The organism is Arthrobacter sp. M4, assembly GCF_020251205.1.
Taxonomy (GTDB): Bacteria; Actinomycetota; Actinomycetes; order Actinomycetales; family Micrococcaceae; genus Arthrobacter.
This window is the reverse complement of sequence record NZ_JAIWYX010000082.1, coordinates 1-256: the sequence shown is the minus strand read 5'-3', so window position 1 is coordinate 256 and position 256 is coordinate 1. Positions and strand designations below refer to the sequence as shown.

Sequence of the window (256 nt, the reverse complement as noted above, 5' to 3'; positions counted from 1 at the left end):
GTCGGGTGCAGCCGGGGAAGCGGCAGGTTTTATCGCGGTGGTTGAGGTATCTGCGAAGTGCTTGTGGTGGCCGGTAGACGGTGCGGCCGACGCCGAGGGCCTCTCCGGTGACGGGGTCGGTGAAGAGCCGGTGCCAAGTGGGCGCGAGAGCGGCCAGGCGGCGGGCAGTGGTGGGGTCGATGGGGCCGTAGCCCTCCAACTCGGCCACGGCAGTGAGATCCGTTGCGGTGCCTGCCGCTGCGGTGCCTGCCGCTGC

The 256-nt window shown here is 70.7% G+C and carries 1 protein-coding gene; it reads right to left on the bottom strand.

The annotated features are described in order from the left end of the window. Positions 1-256, bottom strand: a 256-nt coding sequence (locus LD110_RS23490; protein ID WP_225502347.1) for a DUF222 domain-containing protein, incomplete at both ends; no start/stop codon positions are given.